This is a genomic window from Yeosuana sp., from assembly GCF_057126245.1.
The window spans coordinates 1-18354 of sequence record NZ_DBNGMQ010000090.1 but is presented as its reverse complement, the minus strand read 5'-3'; the positions used below and the strand labels follow the sequence as shown (position 1 = coordinate 18354).

21 protein-coding genes are annotated in these 18354 nt (G+C 31.6%); 14 read left to right on the top strand and 7 right to left on the bottom strand.

Annotated features, from left to right (window positions below):
* Positions 1-170 precede the first annotated feature (170 nt).
* From AC15TD_RS12640 to AC15TD_RS12595, 10 genes are all read left to right on the top strand, one after another.
* Entirely contained in the window at positions 171-3365 is a 3195-nt protein-coding gene (locus AC15TD_RS12640) for an efflux RND transporter permease subunit (RefSeq protein WP_484452515.1), read from the top strand.
* A gap of 11 nt (positions 3366-3376) precedes the next feature.
* Positions 3377-3682: a hypothetical protein gene (locus tag AC15TD_RS12635; protein ID WP_484452514.1), complete on the top strand. Its 306-nt coding sequence runs from the start codon at positions 3377-3379 to the stop codon at positions 3680-3682.
* 101 nt (positions 3683-3783) lie between these two features.
* Complete coding sequence (locus tag AC15TD_RS12630; protein ID WP_484452513.1) at positions 3784-3972, top strand: YgaP family membrane protein; 189 nt, start codon at positions 3784-3786, stop codon at positions 3970-3972.
* A 176-nt stretch (positions 3973-4148) separates the two neighbouring features.
* Positions 4149-4913: a ParA family protein gene (locus AC15TD_RS12625; protein WP_484452512.1), complete on the top strand. Its 765-nt coding sequence runs from the start codon at positions 4149-4151 to the stop codon at positions 4911-4913.
* A 3-nt stretch (positions 4914-4916) separates the two neighbouring features.
* Complete coding sequence (locus AC15TD_RS12620; RefSeq protein WP_484452511.1) at positions 4917-5828, top strand: ParB/RepB/Spo0J family partition protein; 912 nt, start codon at positions 4917-4919, stop codon at positions 5826-5828.
* On the top strand, positions 5818-6402 hold the full coding sequence (locus AC15TD_RS12615) for a DUF5683 domain-containing protein (protein WP_484452510.1): 585 nt from the start codon (positions 5818-5820) through the stop codon (positions 6400-6402). The genes AC15TD_RS12620 and AC15TD_RS12615 overlap by 11 nt, the downstream gene beginning before the upstream one ends.
* 11 nt (positions 6403-6413) lie before the next feature.
* Positions 6414-7118, top strand: a complete 705-nt coding sequence (gene dapB / locus AC15TD_RS12610) for a 4-hydroxy-tetrahydrodipicolinate reductase (RefSeq protein WP_484452509.1) — start codon at positions 6414-6416, stop codon at positions 7116-7118.
* Between the two features lie 59 nt (positions 7119-7177).
* Entirely contained in the window at positions 7178-8728 is a 1551-nt protein-coding gene (gene lepB, locus AC15TD_RS12605; protein ID WP_484452508.1) for a signal peptidase I, read from the top strand.
* A 45-nt stretch (positions 8729-8773) separates the two neighbouring features.
* Entirely contained in the window at positions 8774-9394 is a 621-nt protein-coding gene (locus AC15TD_RS12600; protein ID WP_484452507.1) for a WbqC family protein, read from the top strand.
* On the top strand, positions 9394-9702 hold the full coding sequence (locus AC15TD_RS12595; RefSeq protein ID WP_484452506.1) for a DUF6122 family protein: 309 nt from the start codon (positions 9394-9396) through the stop codon (positions 9700-9702). Before AC15TD_RS12600 ends, AC15TD_RS12595 begins: the two co-directional genes overlap by 1 nt.
* Positions 9703-9710: 8 nt before the next feature.
* On the opposite strand, the gene AC15TD_RS12590 is transcribed toward AC15TD_RS12595, so the two are convergent.
* The 7 genes from AC15TD_RS12590 to AC15TD_RS12560 all read right to left on the bottom strand — a co-directional run bounded on the left by AC15TD_RS12590 (position 9711) and on the right by AC15TD_RS12560 (position 16147).
* Entirely contained in the window at positions 9711-10736 is a 1026-nt protein-coding gene (locus AC15TD_RS12590; protein WP_484452505.1) for an endonuclease/exonuclease/phosphatase family protein, read from the bottom strand.
* Between the two features lie 5 nt (positions 10737-10741).
* Positions 10742-11611: a rhomboid family intramembrane serine protease gene (locus AC15TD_RS12585; protein WP_484452504.1), complete on the bottom strand. Its 870-nt coding sequence runs from the start codon at positions 11609-11611 to the stop codon at positions 10742-10744.
* Positions 11611-12360, bottom strand: coding sequence for a rhomboid family intramembrane serine protease (locus AC15TD_RS12580; RefSeq protein ID WP_484452503.1), 750 nt, complete (start codon positions 12358-12360; stop codon positions 11611-11613). Before AC15TD_RS12580 ends, AC15TD_RS12585 begins: the two co-directional genes overlap by 1 nt.
* Positions 12361-12362: 2 nt before the next feature.
* Complete coding sequence (mutL, locus tag AC15TD_RS12575) at positions 12363-14213, bottom strand: DNA mismatch repair endonuclease MutL (RefSeq protein WP_484452502.1); 1851 nt, start codon at positions 14211-14213, stop codon at positions 12363-12365.
* The gene (locus AC15TD_RS12570) at positions 14214-14504 is read right to left on the bottom strand and encodes a riboflavin synthase subunit beta (RefSeq protein WP_484452501.1); all 291 of its coding nucleotides are present in this window, start codon (positions 14502-14504) and stop codon (positions 14214-14216) included.
* Positions 14505-14886: 382 nt separating this feature from the next.
* Positions 14887-15372 (bottom strand): 6,7-dimethyl-8-ribityllumazine synthase, encoded by a 486-nt coding sequence (gene ribH, locus AC15TD_RS12565; RefSeq protein ID WP_484452500.1) that lies wholly within the window; start codon positions 15370-15372, stop codon positions 14887-14889.
* Position 15373: 1 nt separating this feature from the next.
* The gene (locus tag AC15TD_RS12560) at positions 15374-16147 is read right to left on the bottom strand and encodes a tetratricopeptide repeat protein (RefSeq protein WP_484452554.1); all 774 of its coding nucleotides are present in this window, start codon (positions 16145-16147) and stop codon (positions 15374-15376) included.
* Positions 16148-16279: 132 nt separating this feature from the next.
* Here AC15TD_RS12560 and recF point away from each other — a divergent pair, with 132 nt between their 5' ends.
* The 4 genes from recF to AC15TD_RS12540 all read left to right on the top strand — a co-directional run bounded on the left by recF (position 16280) and on the right by AC15TD_RS12540 (position 18354).
* Positions 16280-17359 (top strand): DNA replication/repair protein RecF, encoded by a 1080-nt coding sequence (gene recF, locus AC15TD_RS12555; protein WP_484452499.1) that lies wholly within the window; start codon positions 16280-16282, stop codon positions 17357-17359.
* Positions 17360-17363: 4 nt separating this feature from the next.
* Complete coding sequence (locus tag AC15TD_RS12550; protein ID WP_484452498.1) at positions 17364-17780, top strand: lipocalin family protein; 417 nt, start codon at positions 17364-17366, stop codon at positions 17778-17780.
* The gene (locus AC15TD_RS12545; RefSeq protein ID WP_484452497.1) at positions 17780-18076 is read left to right on the top strand and encodes a DciA family protein; all 297 of its coding nucleotides are present in this window, start codon (positions 17780-17782) and stop codon (positions 18074-18076) included. The genes AC15TD_RS12550 and AC15TD_RS12545 overlap by 1 nt, the downstream gene beginning before the upstream one ends.
* Positions 18077-18162: 86 nt before the next feature.
* Positions 18163-18354, top strand: a complete 192-nt coding sequence (locus AC15TD_RS12540; protein ID WP_303304059.1) for a cold-shock protein — start codon at positions 18163-18165, stop codon at positions 18352-18354.

Genomic DNA, 18354 nt, shown 5'->3' with positions numbered 1-18354 from the left:
CGGCATCCTTTTTTGAAATAGAAAAGTCAATACGAGAAGCAATAGCGACGAAGTAACCTGCTTGTTATTAGACAGATTGCCACAGTAAATTTAAAAATTACTTTGTAATGACCAAATCAAAAAAGATACAGCGGATAGCCTGTTAAAACGCCAAAAAAAAATACAAAACCATGCAAGAAGGAATTTCAGGTAAAATTGCCCATTTTTTCATCAATTCAAAACTAACTATTTTACTGATGATTGGCCTGATGGCCATTGGTGTATACAGTTCATTTCTTATACCAAGAGAAGAAGAACCACAAATAAATGTCCCGATGGCCGACGTGATGGTTGGTTACCCAGGCGCAAATCCAACCGAGGTTGAAAACAGGGTTGTAAAACCTTTAGAAAAAATCATATCAAACATTAAAGGCGTTGAACACGTTCATAGTATGGCCATGAATGGCCAAGCTGTTATGGTGGTTCAGTTTTATGTTGGTGAAGATACCGAACGCTCTTATGTAAAGTTATATGATGAGTTGATGAAGCATGAAAACATGTTTCCAGAAGGTGTTTATAAACCCATCATTAAAACGCGCTCTATTGATGATGTCCCTATGCTTGGCTTAACACTTTGGAGCGAAAACTATGACGACTATCAATTACGTCAAATTGCAGAAGAGTTAACATCTGAAATTGAAAAAGTAAAAGATGTGTCTATCACAAAAGTGATTGGCGGAAGAAACAGAGAATTAAAAGTCATTCTTGATAAAGATAAAATGACTGGAAATAGTGTTGATGCATTGGGAATTATGCAGATGATTAAAGCCAACAATAGTAGCTCTCAATCTGGAAGTTTTATAAATAACGATACTGAATATTTGATTACAACCGGACGTTTTTTAGAAACAGCTAAAGATGTTGAAAATTTAGTGATCGGTGTGAATCAAAACCTGCCCGTTTATTTAAAACAGGTAGCTACAATTCAAGACGGTCCATCGTCACCAAAAACCTATGTGTCTTTTGGCTTTGGAAAAGCCAATGAGGATTTTAAAGACTACAAATCAGATTATCCAGCGGTTACTATTTCTGTTTCAAAAGTAAAAGGTGCTGATGCCATGAAAATATCTGAAAAGATATTAACCCATGTTGATAGATTAAAAGCAACCCTAATTCCAAGTGATGTTCATATTAATGTTACCAGAAATTATGGAGAAACAGCATCTGATAAAGTAGGCGAATTACTTTTGCATTTAGGTGTTGCCATATTAGCAGTAACCATTTTAGTGATGCTTGCTATGGGATGGCGTGGAGGATTAGTGGTATTCTTCTCTGTACCGTTAACCTTTGCCTTAACTCTATTTGCTTATTATATGTTAGGCTATACCCTAAATAGAATTACGTTGTTTGCTCTAGTATTTGTCGTTGGTATTGTAGTAGATGACAGTATTATTATAGCCGAAAATATGCATAGGCATTTTAAAATGAAGCGCTTACCGTTTAAACAAGCTGCCATTTATGCCATTAATGAAGTAGGTAACCCAACTATTTTAGCAACTTTTACCGTAATCGCTGCCATATTACCTATGGCATTTGTTTCTGGGATGATGGGGCCTTATATGAGTCCCATGCCCATTGGCGCCTCTATTGCTATGATCTTGTCATTATTTGTTGCCTTGACAGTGACGCCTTATTTGGGTTACCACTTATTACAAGAAAAAGATACCCAAGCCCACAAGGAAGAGGAAGGTTTAGAAACAAGTAAAATCTACAAAGTTTACAAAAAAATTGAACAGCCCTTTTTAGATAGTTCTAAAAAACGTAACATCATGTTTATCATTACCATCGTTTTACTTTTAGGCTCTGTCTTAATGTTCTTTACAAAATCGGTGACTGTAAAAATGTTACCGTTTGATAATAAAAATGAGTTTCAAGTGGTGATTGATATGCCCGAAGGCACTACCTTAGAACGAACTGCTGTAGTTACTAAAGAGATATCACAATACTTAACTACCATTCCCGAAGTCGTAGATTACCAAAACTATATTGGAGATTCTGCTCCTATAACATTTAATGGTTTAGTACGTCATTACGATTTACGCGGTGGCAGTAACGTGGCCGATATACAAGTAAACCTTTTACATAAAGGTGATAGAAACTTGCAGAGTCATGATATTGCTAAAATTGTACGTCCTAATATTCAAAAAATTGCTAAAAAGTATGGCGCCAATGTAAAAATTGTTGAAGTTCCGCCGGGACCACCAGTACTTTCAACTTTAGTTGCCGAAGTTTATGGAGGTCCAGATTACAATGAGCAAATTAAAGTTGCAAATCAGGTAAAAAACATCTTAGAAAATACCGTAGATGTTGTTGATACCGATTGGATGGTAGAAGCTAATCAAATTGAATACAAATTAGAAATAGATAAAGAGAAAGCCATGCTTAACGGTATTGCACCCCAACAAGTGGTTGGAAATTTAACCTATTTACTGAGAGAGTTTCCTGTTGCAAATTTATATGATGAAACCTCAAATGACAATGTAAGTATTGTATTGGCCTTAGATGATAAAGACATAACATCCCTTAATGATATTCAAAATTTAAAAATAAAAGGCAATAATGGCAATATGGTTTCTGTTAGTGATTTAGTGACTATTAAGAAAGAAACTCTAGAACATACTATTTATCGAAAAGACCAAAAACGTGTAGTTTATGTTCTTGCCGACATGGCTGGTGTGCTTGAAAGTCCTGTTTATGCTATTTTAGGAATGAATGAAAAACTTAAAAATATAAAACTTCCTAAAGGCTATGAAATTAACGAATTGTACTTGGGCGCCCCGACAGAAGAAACCGATTTCACGGTGAAATGGGATGGTGAGTGGCAAATTACTTTAGAAGTATTCCGAGATTTAGGAACCGCCTTTTTAATAGTTATCGTCATTATTTATATGCTTATTGTAGGGTGGTTTCAAAACTTTAAAACACCTTTGGTAATGATGGTTGCTATACCGTTATCGTTAGTAGGCATTGTTCTTGGTCACTGGATTTTAGGCGCTTTCTTTACGGCAACTTCGTTTATTGGAATGATTGCTTTGGCTGGTGTTATGGTAAGAAACTCAGTGCTTTTAATTGATTTTATTGAAATTAGATTAAATGATGGTATTCCAATTAAACAAGCTATTATTGATGCTGGAGCCGTAAGAACAACACCAATCCTATTAACCACTGGCGCCGTTGTAATTGGGGCTTCTATTATTTTATTTGATCCAATATTTCAAGGGTTAGCCATTTCTTTGGTTGCAGGAGCTATTGTTTCAACAATTCTAACATTGATTGTAGTACCGCTAATATATTATATTACTGAACGCAAAAAATGGGAAAACTAAAAACTTAACAAATGAAACTAGTTATTATTACTGCCATTAGAGAATTTGAAAAAGATATCAAATTACACCTTAAAAAAGCCAATGTAAAGACATTCTCATTTAGAGACGTTACAGGATATAGAGACAGTACTGAAGATGCTATTGAAACTAATTGGTTTTCAAGTGAAATGAATCAAACAGAATCTATTCTATTTTACGCCTTTGTAAAAAAAGAAAACGTAGATTTATTATTTGAATTAATTACTGATTTTAATAACAGTCAAAAAACAAAGTCACATATTCATGTGGCTGTCATGAACATAGAAAAATCAAACTAAAAGTATCATATTATGAAATGATCGTGCTAAAAAGCTTATCACCAAAAAAATAATTAATAGCGAACAGCATGTGACCATTGAAAAACAATAAAATAAAACACATGAAAAACAGAATTGTTAGAGGTATTGCAGGAACATTTATATTAATAAGTTTATTACTTGCCATTTATGTAAATATAAATTGGCTTTGGTTTACAGCCTTTGTAGGGGCCAATTTATTACAATCATCATTAACGAAGTGGTGTTTGATGGATACGATTTTAGAAAAAGTATTTAAAGTAAAGAATTAAATAACATCACAATAAACTTTAAGTAGTAATGATATTATTAAATATTGGCCTTTTACCTAAAAAAATAGTTTATTAAAAAATTTCCTTTTTCGACAAAACTAAATTAATGTTAACAATTTGGGTTTTTATTACTCGTAAATAATTGTATTTTTACCGTTCATAAAACCAAATTATTAATGGGTAAAATCATTGCAATTGCTAACCAAAAAGGTGGAGTTGGGAAAACAACTACATCAATAAATTTGGCAGCTTCTCTTGGAGTTCTTGAAAAAAAAGTTTTACTAATAGATGCTGACCCTCAAGCAAATGCAACATCCGGATTAGGAATTAATGTTGAGACTGTTGAAGTAGGAACTTATCAACTTTTAGAACATTCAAATACTGCTAAAGAAGCTATCATACCTACTGACACCCCTAATTTAGATATTATTCCTTCGCACATTGACTTAGTGGCTATTGAAATTGAACTGGTTGACAAAGACAAAAGAGAATATATGCTAAAAACAGCGCTGGCAGATATTAAAAATGAGTACGACTATATTTTAATAGATTGTGCTCCTTCTTTAGGTTTGCTTACCTTAAACGCTTTAACGGCTGCTGATGCCGTCATCATTCCTATACAATGTGAATATTTTGCTTTAGAGGGTTTAGGAAAACTTTTAAACACTATAAAAAGTGTTCAAAAAATCCATAATCCGGAATTAGATATTGAAGGCTTATTATTAACCATGTACGATTCAAGACTAAGATTGTCTAATCAAGTAGTTGAAGAAGTTCAAAAACATTTTAATAATATGGTTTTTCAAACCATTATACAACGAAATGTGCGCTTAAGCGAAGCGCCTAGTTACGGTGAGAATATAATAAAATATGATGCCAGTAGTAAAGGTGCAACTAATTACTTAAGTTTGGCAAAAGAAATTATCAATAAAAACTCTTAAAATATGGCTAAAGCAACGAAGAAGCAAGCTTTAGGAAGAGGCTTGTCAGCACTATTAAAAGACCCTAGTAACGACATACAATCTGTACAAGATAAGAATGCCGATAAAGTTATTGGTAATATTGTTGAGCTAGATATTGATTCTATAGAGGTGAATCCTTTTCAGCCTAGAACCAATTTTAATGAGGAAACTTTACGTGAATTAGCATCTTCTATAAAAGAACTTGGTGTTATTCAGCCAATAACCGTTAGGAAATTAGACTTCAATAGTTATCAATTAGTATCTGGCGAACGCCGTTTTAGAGCATCCAAACTTATTGGTCTTGAAACGATTCCGTCTTACATCAGAATTGCCAACGATCAAGAATCTTTAGAAATGGCCTTGGTTGAAAATATCCAACGTCAAGATTTAGATCCTATTGAAATTGCACTTTCTTACCAACGGTTAATTGATGAAATTAATCTTACTCAAGAGCAAATGAGTGAGCGCGTTGGTAAAAAAAGATCTACCATATCCAACTATTTACGATTATTAAAACTAGACCCAATTATACAAACAGGTATGCGTGATGGTTTTATATCTATGGGTCATGGTCGTGCTATTATTACCATTGAAGACTACGCCACGCAACTCGATATTTACGAAAATATTTTATCAAAAAAACTTTCCGTAAGAGATACTGAAGAACTAGTAAGAAATTTTAATAATCCTGAAAGTTTTGCTACCACTAAAAAGGCTGACACTAAAACTAAAGTTCCGGAATACATTCAAAATGGAATAAAAGAATTTTCAGAATACTTTGGGCATAAAATAGACGTTAAAGTTTCTAATAATGGAAAAGGAAAGATTACAATTCCTTTCCATTCTGAAGAGGATTTTAATCGTCTTAAAAAATTAGTTGAACGTGCTAAATAAATTCTTTATAATTAATGCTATCTGTTTTTTGTTTTGCTTTTCAATATTTGGACAAGACAATGAAAAAATAAAGAAAGTAGATACTGATACATTAATTGTTGAAGAAACCACAAAGGTTGCAGAACCTATTAACCCGCTATCTCCTGCTAAAGCTGCCTTTTATTCAGCTATCTTACCAGGCTTAGGACAAGCCTACAATAAAAAGTATTGGAAAATACCTCTAGTATATGGGGCATTAGGTACTGGAATTTATTTTTATACAACAAATAATAAAAACTATAACCGATATAGAGATGCTTATAAAAGAAGATTGGCCGGATTTGAAGATGATGAGTTTATTGATCGAGTTACTTTAGACGGCTTACAACGAGGTCAAAAATTTTACAGAAAAAATAAAGAAGTATCACTTTTAGTAACCATCGGTATTTATGCGCTTAATATTATAGATGCCAATGTTGATGCACATCTTCTTCAATATAATATTGATGAAAATTTATCCTTATCACCTCATTTCAAAGTCAACGAATTTGATGCTAAAAGTGATCTCGGACTAACATTAAATTTTAAATTTTAAAAACAGTAAGAATGAATATTGCTTTACTTGGTTACGGAAAAATGGGGAAAACCATTGAAAAAACAGCAATTGAACGCGGTCACAACATTGTTCTTAAAATAGACAAAGGTGATCATGATTATGATATCACAAAAGCAGACGTTGCTATAGACTTTAGCATTCCAACAGTTGCTTTTAACAATATATCAAACTGTTTAAACAATAACGTTCCTGTTATTTCAGGAACTACTGGCTGGTTAGAAAATTATAAAAATGCCGTTACGCTTTGTAAAGAAAAACAAGGCGCTTTTATATATGCATCCAATTTTAGTTTAGGAGTTAACATTTTCTTTGAACTCAATAAAACTTTAGCGAGAATGATGAGCCAACTAAAACAATATAATGTGAGTATAGAAGAAATACATCATACACAAAAATTAGATGCACCGAGCGGAACAGCAATATCATTAGCAAACGATATTATTATTGAACATTCAAGTTATAACGAATGGAAACTTAATGAACGTACTGAAAACACTATAAATATTACAGCAAAACGCATTGAAGATGTTCCAGGAACACATACGATTACTTACAAAAGCGAAGTAGATACGATTACTATAGATCATATTGCTCATAACAGACAAGGGTTTGCCCTTGGAGCTGTAATCGCTGCTGAATGGATTCATGGCAAAACAGGCGTTTTCACAATGAATGATGTGTTAAATATTGGTTAAGAGCTTTTAATCGTGTAACGTTTAAAAACTAAAAACCTCTAACAATAAAAATTATAATTATGACTCTAATGCAATGGTTTATTTTTTTCTTGATTATTCAAGGAATTCATGGTTTAGGAACCTGGAAATTATATGTAAAAGCTGGTAGACAGGCATGGGAAGCATTTATACCAGTTTATAATGCTGTTATTTTAATGAAAATAATAAATAGACCTTGGTGGTGGACTTTTCTATTATTTCTACCTATTGTAAACCTTATTATGTTTGCTGTTATTTGGGTAGAAACTGCCAGAAGTTTTGGTAAAAATTCTAATGCAGATACTATTCTAGAAGTTATTACACTTGGTTTTTATAATTACTATTTAAATTATGCAACCGATGTAACCCATCTTAAAGACAGGAGTTTACATCCAAAAACTGGTTTAGGAGACTGGATAAGTTCTATTTTATTTGCTATTGTAGCGGCGACTATTGTGCATACCTATTTTATACAACCATTTACCATACCAACGTCATCATTAGAAAAAACATTATTAGTTGGCGATTTCTTGTTTGTTAGCAAATTTCATTATGGAGCTAGAGTGCCAATGACAACCATTGCAGCGCCTATGGTACATGATACCATTCCTGTTTTAAATATAAAATCTTATTCTTCAAAATATGAGTTACCCTATTTGAGAATTCCTGGTTTTCAAAAGATAAAACATAATGATATTGTTGTTTTTAACTGGCCTGTTGATACGATGTTAGACATGAGACATACAGATAAGTTTTACTACAAACCTATTGACAAAAAAACCAATTATGTAAAACGCTGTGTTGGGCTTCCGGGAGATTCACTTGAAGTTAGAGATGGTTTTGTGTACATTAATGGAAAACAAAATGAATTACCTGAACGCGCCAAACTTCAGTTTTCTTATATGATTGAAACAAAAAATGGGGCATTTAACAACTATCAATTGGCTAATAGATATAATATCACCGATTTTCCTCAGTACAATCAAGATAGATCTGTAAGTTATTTTCCTGCAATTACAGATGAAGATTTATCCAGATTCAAAAATCATCCAAATATTAAAAGTATTAAACCTTTAAAAGAAGAAAAAGGCGTTAGGAATTCTAATATTTTTCCAAATAACCCTGAATACAATTGGAATAATGATTTTTTTGGTCCACTTTACATACCTAAAGCTGGGAAAACTATAGATATTAATTTAAATAATTTACCGCTTTACAAACGCGCTCTAACAGCTTATGAGGGTAACACTTTAGAGGTTCAAGGCAATCAAATTTTAATTAATGGTGAAGTCACTTCAACCTATACCTTTAAAAAAGATTACTATTGGATGATGGGTGATAACCGCCATAACTCACAAGATGCTAGGGTTTGGGGATTTGTGCCTTTTGACCACGTTGTTGGTAAACCAGTGTTTATTTGGATGAGCTGGAATACCAATGGAACTGGCTTTGATAAAATTAGATGGGACCGATTGTTCACAACCGTTGGAGGCGGTGGGCAACCTGTATCGTATTTAATTCCGTTTTTAGTGGTGCTTATTGGATGGACAGGTTTTAATAAATGGCGTAAACGCAAGAAAGAAAACACATAAACTATTTTCTGAAGAGAAAGTAAGTTGTGATATATTAATTAGTATATGAACATCTTAATACATCCTATATACTTTCCTAATATTGCTCATTTTACAGCTATTGTAAAAGCCAAAGAGGTTACGTTTGAGATGGATGATAATTTCCTAAAGCAAACCTTCCGAAGTAGAACCTATATTTATGCTTCTAACGGAAAGTTGCTCTTGAACATTCCTGTAATTCACACACAGAAAAATCGTCAGAAATACCGTGATGTGAAAATAGCTCAAGATACAAATTGGCAATTACTTCATTGGAAATCGTTAATTTCGGCCTATAGCACCTCACCTTTTTTTGAGTTTTATAAAGATGAATTACAACCTTTATTCGAAATGAAAACCAATTTTATACTCGACTTTAATTTAAAATGTTTTGAGATAATTTGTGACTGTTTACAATTGGATATAAACCAATCGAAAACAGCGACTTACCAAAAGATTGTTGATAATAAGCAAGATTTTAGATATTTAGTAAATGCTAAAAGTCAAAGTCCGCAATTTGAAAATTACACACAAGTATTTAGCAATAAACATGGCTTTATAAACAATCTTAGCATCTTAGATTTACTATTTAATGAGGGTACAAATGCTATTACTTATTTGGAATCGCAAACCATAAGCACCCATTAATGCTTCAAACAATAATTCATTATAGTTGTCATTTGATTCTGCCACTTTTAGTTGCATTGGTTGCGTATAGAAAAATGTGGGTGATGGCGTTTTTAATTATGCTTTCAGGGCTATGGATTGATATCGATCATTTACTGGCAAATCCTGTTTTTGATCCAAATAGGTGCAGTATCAATTTTCATCCCTTACATTCATATCTTTCTATTGGAATTTATGTGGTGCTTTTAATTCCGAAGAAAACCCGTTTAGTAGCCTTGGGTTTAGTCATTCATATCATCTCAGATATCGTTGATTGCTCTTTGATATAAATCGAAATCTACTCTTCTAATCCTAAAGACGTCATAATTGGATAATGATCTGAAAGATGCTCGTCAAATGTTTTAAAAGTATTAACAGTAAAAGCTTCATCAGCAAAAATAAAATCGATTCTAACGGGAAAAAACTTAAAATCGTAGGTTCTTCCAAAGCCACTACCTGCCTCTTTAAACGTATCTATTAAATCGCCTTTTATGTTTCTATACACATAAGAATAAGCCGTATTATTAAAATCACCGCAAATAATCATTTTATACTTGCACTTTTTTTTATGTAAAAGAAATAATTCAGATTGAAATTGTTGTCTTTTAAAAGTAGTTCCTGCCTGCTTAAAAAGACGTTCTGATCCTTCCTCTTTAAGTTTTTCGGCATCCGTATCAATTCTTAAAGACTCCAAATGAATGTTGTAAATCCTGAAGGTATCTCTACCCTTTACAACATCTGCATAAATAGCATTATTAGCGGTATTTGGAAACTCGACAGAACCCGAATTAATAATGGGATATTGAGATAAAATGACTTGGCCATGTTTGATCAACTTTCCAGACAGTTTATCATAACGATATTTAAAAAATGATAAATCCACATTTGAATCTGGATGATATTCTTGAATACACAAAATATCGGGTGATTGAGATTTTAAAAAATTCATAATCTTAAAATCGATATCCGTTTCTTCAATCCAATTGTAAAGGTTAAATAATCTTACATTAAAATTCATCACCTTAATATCCTCATTTTTATTTATCTCTTTTACCAAAGAAAACTTATATAATGAACCATAAAAAATATAACCCACAATAAGAACCATTAAAGACAAAAGCAATTGCTTTTTAATTTTTAAAAGCCAATAAACAAAAAACAAAACATTAAGCAATGTTAACAAAGGCACTCCTAGGCCTAGAACCGATAAAAATAAAAATGTTTTCGGCGGAACATAAGGCAATATATAAGACAAAAGAAGTAGAGTTGCTGCTATGGCATTAACAACAAATATGAGTTTATCAAAAAAAGACAGTTTCTTCATTCCTGCTATTTACCTGCTTTAAATAAAAATTCTTTCTCTTCGGAAGTCAAACTGTCGTAACCGCTTTTACTTATTTTATCTAAAATAACATCTATCTTCTTTTGATTATTAAGGGCATCAAAATCTGTTTTTGAATAACCGCCAACTTTAGATTTATTTTTATGAACCGTTTTTAAAGGTGATTTTTTTGTTACTTTAAAGAGGCTTATAACCCAATCGATAAAACGCTCAAAACCCTTACCAATATCAGTCCCTTTTCGTAATTGAATGGCATAAAAATAGCCAAGTGCAGCACCACCAATATGTGCCAAATTACCCCCGGCATTATTACCAAAAAGTCCCAAAACATCAATAATGACAATAGCCAATCCAAAATACCAAAGTTTTAAATTAAAGGTAAAAAATCTTATTTCTTTAGTTGGTAAATAGGCACATAAAAAAATTAATAACGATCTAACGGCTGCAGAAGCGCCAACCAATCTATTTCCAGTCATAAACACCTGTGGAAATAAATTATAGCAAAGTATAAATAAAAGTCCACCAAAAATAGCACCTAAAAAATAAACGTTTAATGCTAGTTTAGGGCCAAATAAATTTAAAAACATTTGACCAATAACATACAACCAAAGCATATTAAAGAGCAAATGCAAAAAGTCATAATGAGCAAAGGCATAGGTAATAATAGTCCATGGTTTAATTATAAAATCAAAAACATCACTTGGTAACTCTAACCAACTTAAACTTGATTGTTGAAAAGAACCATTAATTAACTGCAATAACAATCCTAATAAAAAAATTACCACGTTAACAGCAATAATTTTTTCTAAAACATTAAGTCTTGATAATTTATCTTTTAAATCTTGAGTGAGAGACATTAATACCAACGGTTTTTGTTAAACTGTGTTTTTTTCCAATACCACATAATGATAAATCCTGTTAAAGCGCCACCAACATGAGCCATATATGCTGTATTACTCGGACTAAAAAATGATTGTCCTGTAATACCAGAAATCAAATCTAATATAATAATACCTGGGATAAAATATTTTGCTTTTATAGGAATTGGTAAAAAAATCATCATCAATTTGGCTTCTGGATTCATCATTCCAAAAGCAACTAAAATACCCATAATACAGCCAGAAGCTCCAACCATAGAAGCGTTAAAAATGGGAAATATATTTTGAAGCTCTGCAAATTGAGCTTTTGAAACACCGCTTGTAACTTGATTATTTGTTAATATTTTAATTATTTCATCGGGACTAATACCTGAACTAACTAAGCTGCTATACGAAGGTAAAAAGTTAAAATAATAATAACCAAGCTGTAAAGACACAGCGCCTAATCCTGCAGATATATAAATAAATAAAAACTTTTTTCCTCCTAAATATTGCTCAACAGGGGTTCCAAACATCCATAGAGCGAACATGTTAAATAAAATATGCATAAAACCTCCATGCATAAACATATGTGTTATAATTTGCCAGAATTCAAAGTTTGGGTTCTTAGGAAAGTGTAAAGCAAATAAATCAAAAAATAAGGTTCCATTCCCTATGGCTAATGTACCAATAAACATAATCGCGTTAATAATTAATAAATGTTTAACGGTTTCTGAAATTCTCATCATAACTAAATAAATTTTTTATCCAACTCATCTACACTCATCGTCACAAATGTTGTTCTATTAGTAGGAGACGCATTGGGTTCTTTACAAGCAAACAATCTATTCACTAAATGTTCTTGTTCACTTTTTTTAAGTGGTTGACCATTTTTAATGGCTAAACTTTTTGCCAAAGACTTTGCGAGTAAGTCTGTAACACTAAAATTACTATCAGGCACTTCATTTTCTACATCACTGATCAATTGTTCTAAAATAATAGAGACTTCGCTTTCAGGAATACCAATAGGGACACCTATAATTTCTATAGTTTCATTAGTTACGTTAGAAAATACAAAACCTGTATATTCTAGGTCTTCTTGTAGCTGCTTTATAATTTCAATCTCTTGAATTGAAAAATGAATTTGTAATGGAAATAAAAGCTGTTGACTGGAAGCGCCTTTCACAGTTAAATTTGTTAAAAAGTCTTCATATAAAATACGTTGATGTGCGCGATGCTGATCTATTAACAACATACCAGATTTTATAGTGCTTACAATATATTTATTATGGAGCTGATATGTTGTTTGAATATTGTCTAGATGATTATCATCTCGAAATAATGATTCTGTATTATTAACACTTTCAAAATGTACTTCACTAAAATCTTGCTGTGATTTAGTGCCTTTTGACTCTAAACCAACATATAGACTTTCCCAACTAGTTGTAGGTTCCTTTTTATAAAAACCTGAATTAGAAGATGATTTTCTCTCTTCCCGAAATGGGTTAAACGACCTATCGACTTCAATACTAGGCCCCTTATTTTCTTTCTGGTTGTAATTGTAAGGAGTATCAAGATTAGGATCGCGCTCAAAGTCTAAAACAGGTGCAATATTAAACTGTCCTAAACTGTGTTTAACAGCCGAACGCAACAATGCATATAGGGTATGTTCGTCATCGAACTTAATCTCAGTTTTTGTAGGATGAATGTTGATATCAATACTTTGGGGATTGACTTTTAAGTTTAAAAAATAACTAGGGTGAAATCCGTTTTTTAGCAATCCATCAAAGGCAGAACTTATAGCATGATTGAGATAGGCACTTTTTATAAACCTATCATTAACAAAAAAATATTGTTCACCGCGTGTTTTCTTAGCAAATTCTGGTTTACCCACAAAACCCGAAATTTTAAGGACTTCGGTATCCTCTGAAACAGGTACCAATTTTTCATTAGTTTTACTTCCAAAAATATTTACAATACGTTGTCTGTAATTACTAACGGGCAAATTAAATGTTTCACTGCCATTATTATATAAGGCAAATGAAATATTAGGATGTGCCAAGGCTACTCTATGAAACTCATCAATAACATGACGTAATTCTACTGTGTTTGATTTTAGAAAATTTCTCCTAGCTGGAATATTAAAAAATAAGTTCTTTACTGACAAAGACGTTCCTTTAGGTGTTACGACAACATCCTGAGCAGTCACATCACTACCTTCTATAACAATACAAGTACCTAACTCTTCATGGTCCTGTTTGGTTTTTAATTCAACATGAGCAATAGCCGCAATACTCGCTAAGGCTTCTCCGCGAAACCCTTTTGTATTCAAATGAAATAAATCATCAGCATTTCTAATTTTTGACGTGGCATGGCGCTCGAAACTTAATCTGGCGTCTGTTGCGCTCATTCCTTTACCATCATCAATAACTTGAACCAAAGTTTTGCCAGCATCTTTAATAATGAGTTTTATAACCGTTGCATCAGCATCAATAGCATTTTCCAACAATTCCTTAACAACTGATGAAGGGCGTTGTACGACCTCTCCAGCCGCAATTTGATTTGCAACGTGATCCGGTAATAGTTGAATTATGTCAGCCATTTATTTTTTTGAAAAGAAAATAGACAAATCAAAATCAATAATAATAAGAAATATTAAAATGAGTATACAAACTATAAAGATGATTCTCCTATTAGCCGTTTGGTCTGGATTACTTTTTAAATCGTCAAGAGCATTATTAATTTTGGCTTTCAAACCTGTATTACCTCCAACTGTTTTTCTATAATCATCAAACTTATGTTTAATTTCAAATGGATTCCCTTCTCCTTTATCGTCAAAATGACGAGGTGTATAGTTAAATCTTTTATTTTTTCTTAATTTGAATATTCCCATAACACATTATATTAAGTTACCTAAACTTAATATCCAATATATACATACTAATCAGTAGCAAAACTAAAACGAAAACTAAGACAATTAAAGACATTCCTTTTTTTTGCTTTTTACTACTAAATCCTTGATGTTTTCTCCATTTAGAACTAAAGCCTTCATAATTAGAAGCTTCTTCTTGATTACCTTTAACTTTCTTATCCTCAGAAAATCTCGATGAATAACTAAATGACTTATTTTTTCTTGATTTAAACAAAACAGCGCTTTTGCATGTTGTTCAAAAATACTTAAAAATAGATAGAATCAGTAATAGCAAATGCCAAAAATTGTTAACAAAAACAGATAAAACTTGATATCGGGAATGGAGCAATAGAACTAAAACGAACTAACTATTTTTTCGCAATTCTGCCATTTTAATAGCTGCAACGGCAGCTTCAGTACCTTTATTACCATGTATGCCACCTGAACGATCTATAGCTTGTTGCATGGTATTATCTGTAAGAACACAAAAAATTACAGGTGTTTCATGAATCACGTTAAGGTCTTTAATACCTTGAGAAACAGCTTCGCAAACAAAATCAAAATGTTTAGTCTCACCCCTAATAACGCTACCAATAGCAATGACTACATTAAGCATTTGCTCTTGCATTTTTTTACAACCATAAATAAGCTCAAAGCTTCCTGGAACATCCCAACGAATAATATTCTTAGGCAAAACCCCATTTTCTATTAAGGTTTGATAAGCCCCATTATATAACCCTTCTGTAATAGATGGATTCCACTCTGAAACAACAATCCCAAACCGAAATTTACTCGCGTTTGGGATTGTTGCTTTATCGTAAGTAGATAAATTATGATTTGCCGTAGCCATATTAATATTTATTTGCCAATACTTTTGCTTTTCCAATTAGCACTTCTACCATTGCTGTTTCGGAAGCTGATGGATATTTTTCTTTAATTGTTTCAAGATATCCTAATGCCTTATCTGCTTTATCTAACTCTAACGCAATTATTCCTGCTTTATAAAGGTACATAGGTGTGGTGTACTCATTATCTCTCATTTGTGCTGCTTGCTCGTAATAATCTAAAGCATCTTCTAATTGATTTAACTGTACAAAAGCATCTCCAATATTCCCTTTCGCCAGTGGTGCTAAGACTTCATCATCACTAGAAAAATCGTTTAAATAAGAAACGGCATTTTTATAATCTTTCAATTTTAAATATGCTGTTCCGGCATAATAATTAGCTAAGTTAGCTGCTGGAGTTCCACCATATTCATCAATAATATCAAGCATTCCGAATTTACCTTCGCCGCCATTTAGTGCTAAATTAAATAATGAATCTTTTTCAACACCATTTACAGCCTCATCAAAATATTTTTGAGCTTGAAACATTTCATTCATAGCTGTAGCTTGTTTCGGTTTAGCAATAAACTCAGTATACCCTAAATACCCTAAAACTACTGCAGCAACAACTCCAATAATAATAAAAATGAATTTTTGATTCTTTTCTACAAATGCTTCTGTTTTTGAAGCAGATTCATCGAGCGTATTAAAAACCTCTGCAGTTCTTGAACCCGTTTCAATATCGTGTTCTTTTTGTCCTTTATTTTTTGGTTTGTATCCTCTTTTATTATAAGTGGCCATATATTCTTTATTAATGCGTGGCAAAAATATAATTTTTCTACATAATTTAAAGGTTATTTATTTGTTATTTTTGAATAATTTGCACAGTCTTTTATTTCTAAAGCATTAAAAAGACTTTAAGTAACTTTTTATATGATTTTAAAATCGCTTTCATTACTCAACTATAAAAACTTTGATAGTAAAGTATTCACCTTTAATGACAAAATAAACTGTATTGTTGGCAACAATGGTATTGGAAAAACCAATATTCTTGATGCAATTTATCATTTATCATTTGGCAAAAGTTATTTTAATCCGGTTGCAACACAAAACATTAAGCATGATACAGATTTTTTTGTTATACATGGTGACTATCTAAAATATGATAACTCTGAAAAAATTATTATTAGCCTAAAACGAGGACAAAAAAAAATAATCAAGCGCAATGGCAAAGTTTATGAAAAATTTAGTGAACACATTGGTCTTTTGCCATTAGTAATAATATCTCCCACAGATAGAGATCTAATTATTGAAGGTAGTGACACAAGGCGTAAATTTATTGATAGCGTGATTTCACAAAGTGACAAAGCCTATTTAACAGACTTAATTAACTATAACAAAATTTTAAGCCAGCGCAATGCATTATTAAAATATTTTGCACTTAATCATACCTTTAATAAGGATACACTAGAAATTTACAATAGCCAGTTAATGGATTATGGAACAAATATTTTTAAAAAACGAGAAGCTTTTTTAGAAGAATTTATTCCTGTTTTTAAAGCACGTTACAAAGCTATAAGTAATAATAATGAAGTTGTAAATTTAGTATACCAAAGTGATTTATTTGATACTAATTTAGACGTGCTTTTAAAAAATGTCATTAACAAAGACAAAGCCTTACAATATACAAGTGTAGGAATTCATAAAGATGATTTACATTTTAATATTGAAGAACATCCTATTAAAAAGTTTGGTAGTCAAGGACAGCAAAAATCCTTTTTAATTGCCCTTAAATTAGCCCAATTTGATTTTATTAAAAAGCAAAGTGGTGATATTCCTATTTTATTATTAGATGATATTTTTGATAAATTGGACGAACAACGTGTTACACAAATTATATCTTTGGTAGATAATGAAAATTTTGGACAAATTTTTATAAGCGACACACATGGAGATAGAACCGAAAATGCTATTAAACAAGCACATCAATCTTACGAAATATTTAAGCTTTAACCTTATGAAACATCTCTTTTTAATCTTAATTATTCTTATAACTTGTAGCTGCAACAAACATCCTGAAACGTTTTTAGAACATATTGATGGATACTGGGAAATTGAAAAAGTTTACTTGGCCTCTGGTGAAGAACATGATTATAATTATAATGAATATATTGACTATTTTAGTGTTACAGACAGTTTAACAGGATTTAGAAAAAAGTTAAAACCATTATTAAATGGCACTTTCAAAACCTCAAAAGATTCAGAACAATTTGTTATTAAAATAGAAAACGACAGTTTAAATATTTACTACAATACCCATTTTTCAGATTGGAAAGAAACTATTTTATCAGCTTCAGAAACACAATTAAAAATCATTAATAAGGATAGAAATGTATATCTATACAAACCTTATAAACCCATAAACCTAAACTAATGGCAAAGCGCAACAATGACCATATAAGTATATCAGAAGCCTTAAAAGAATTTGTTCAAACTAATAAATTAGAATCAGGTTTAAACAAAGTAAATGTTGCCGATGCTTGGGCTTCGCTTATGGGTAATGGTGTAAATCAATATACAACATCTGTTCAATTAGAACGAAATACACTTTACGTTCAACTTAGTTCTAGCGTTCTAAGAGAAGAATTAAGTTACGGCAAACAAAAAATAATTGACTTAATTAATGAAGAGTTAGGAAAAGAACTTATTAAAAAACTGATATTGCGTTAATTACAAATAAAAATAAAAATATAATTTTTGTATTTGTTTTAATAATTATTGTATCTTTGTGACTTAATTTTTATAATATTTAAACAATGAGTAAAGGTACAGTAAAATTCTTCAACGATTCTAAAGGTTTTGGATTCATCATTGAAGATGACAACAACAAAGAACATTTTGTACACATTTCTGGATTAATCGATGAAATTCGTGAAGGTGATGCAGTAGAATTCGATTTGCAAGAAGGCAAAAAAGGACTGAACGCAGTAAACGTAAAAGTAATCTAA

What these genes read in the sequence shown, in the direction of transcription:
- AC15TD_RS12560 (WP_484452554.1), bottom strand. Translation starts at nt 16,147, where the DNA reads ATGGCCACTTATAATAAAAGAGGATACAAACCAAAAAATAAAGGACAA.
- AC15TD_RS12625 (WP_484452512.1), top strand. Translation starts at nt 4,149, where the DNA reads ATGGGTAAAATCATTGCAATTGCTAACCAAAAAGGTGGAGTTGGGAAA.
- AC15TD_RS12540 (WP_303304059.1), top strand. Translation starts at nt 18,163, where the DNA reads ATGAGTAAAGGTACAGTAAAATTCTTCAACGATTCTAAAGGTTTTGGA.
- lepB (WP_484452508.1), top strand. Translation starts at nt 7,178, where the DNA reads ATGACTCTAATGCAATGGTTTATTTTTTTCTTGATTATTCAAGGAATT.
- AC15TD_RS12640 (WP_484452515.1), top strand. Translation starts at nt 171, where the DNA reads ATGCAAGAAGGAATTTCAGGTAAAATTGCCCATTTTTTCATCAATTCA.
- mutL (WP_484452502.1), bottom strand. Translation starts at nt 14,213, where the DNA reads ATGGCTGACATAATTCAACTATTACCGGATCACGTTGCAAATCAAATT.
- AC15TD_RS12630 (WP_484452513.1), top strand. Translation starts at nt 3,784, where the DNA reads ATGAAAAACAGAATTGTTAGAGGTATTGCAGGAACATTTATATTAATA.
- AC15TD_RS12585 (WP_484452504.1), bottom strand. Translation starts at nt 11,611, where the DNA reads ATGTCTCTCACTCAAGATTTAAAAGATAAATTATCAAGACTTAATGTT.
- AC15TD_RS12635 (WP_484452514.1), top strand. Translation starts at nt 3,377, where the DNA reads ATGAAACTAGTTATTATTACTGCCATTAGAGAATTTGAAAAAGATATC.
- AC15TD_RS12600 (WP_484452507.1), top strand. Translation starts at nt 8,774, where the DNA reads ATGAACATCTTAATACATCCTATATACTTTCCTAATATTGCTCATTTT.
- AC15TD_RS12620 (WP_484452511.1), top strand. Translation starts at nt 4,917, where the DNA reads ATGGCTAAAGCAACGAAGAAGCAAGCTTTAGGAAGAGGCTTGTCAGCA.
- AC15TD_RS12570 (WP_484452501.1), bottom strand. Translation starts at nt 14,504, where the DNA reads ATGGGAATATTCAAATTAAGAAAAAATAAAAGATTTAACTATACACCT.
- AC15TD_RS12550 (WP_484452498.1), top strand. Translation starts at nt 17,364, where the DNA reads ATGAAACATCTCTTTTTAATCTTAATTATTCTTATAACTTGTAGCTGC.
- AC15TD_RS12595 (WP_484452506.1), top strand. Translation starts at nt 9,394, where the DNA reads ATGCTTCAAACAATAATTCATTATAGTTGTCATTTGATTCTGCCACTT.
- AC15TD_RS12580 (WP_484452503.1), bottom strand. Translation starts at nt 12,360, where the DNA reads ATGATGAGAATTTCAGAAACCGTTAAACATTTATTAATTATTAACGCG.
- AC15TD_RS12590 (WP_484452505.1), bottom strand. Translation starts at nt 10,736, where the DNA reads ATGAAGAAACTGTCTTTTTTTGATAAACTCATATTTGTTGTTAATGCC.
- ribH (WP_484452500.1), bottom strand. Translation starts at nt 15,372, where the DNA reads ATGGCTACGGCAAATCATAATTTATCTACTTACGATAAAGCAACAATC.
- AC15TD_RS12545 (WP_484452497.1), top strand. Translation starts at nt 17,780, where the DNA reads ATGGCAAAGCGCAACAATGACCATATAAGTATATCAGAAGCCTTAAAA.
- dapB (WP_484452509.1), top strand. Translation starts at nt 6,414, where the DNA reads ATGAATATTGCTTTACTTGGTTACGGAAAAATGGGGAAAACCATTGAA.
- recF (WP_484452499.1), top strand. Translation starts at nt 16,280, where the DNA reads ATGATTTTAAAATCGCTTTCATTACTCAACTATAAAAACTTTGATAGT.